At 62.8% G+C, this 441-nt stretch carries 1 protein-coding gene and 1 tRNA gene; one reads left to right on the top strand and one right to left on the bottom strand.

The window, feature by feature from the left end; translation table 11 throughout:
* On the bottom strand, nt 1–253 hold a 253-nt coding region (locus DVK06_RS17865), incomplete at its 3' end, for a ribbon-helix-helix protein, CopG family (protein ID WP_121601171.1).
* 112 nt (nt 254–365) lie between these two features.
* On the opposite strand from DVK06_RS17865, the gene DVK06_RS17870 reads away from it, so the two are divergent.
* Nucleotides 366–439, top strand: a tRNA-Tyr gene (locus tag DVK06_RS17870).
* Nucleotides 440–441: the final 2 nt, after the last annotated feature.

Raw genomic sequence — 441 nt, forward strand, 5'->3', positions numbered from 1 at the left:
GCTCGGACTCGCGGGCCGCCGCGGCTTCCTCGACGAGCGCCGGGAGCCGTTCGTCCAGTCGCTCGTCGACGAGTTCCTCGACCCGCGCGGAGAGCGCGCCGTCGAGACCGGCGGTGTCGTCCGCGCCGTCGTCACGTTCCAGTTCGTCGAGGTACTGGCGGAGGGCCTCGCGCATCACCTCGCTTTTCGAGGTGTCGAGGCGGTCCAAGCGCTCGACGAGGGCGTCGTCGGCGCGGAACGTGATTTTACTCATTACTCCGGGATTATCTCGGCGGTATATCAATGTTCGTACCTGTCTGACACACAGCACACGCGGCAGCGAGAATGATAATGGTTAAACGCGTCGACCAGATATGAATCGGTGACCGCTCTTAGCTCAGCCTGGCAGAGCAGCCGACTGTAGATCGGCTTGTCCCCCGTTCAAATCGGGGAGAGCGGATT

Origin of the sequence: Halorubrum sp. Atlit-28R (assembly GCF_003665955.1) — an archaeon.
GTDB classification, from domain to species: domain Archaea; phylum Halobacteriota; class Halobacteria; order Halobacteriales; family Haloferacaceae; genus Halorubrum; species Halorubrum tropicale.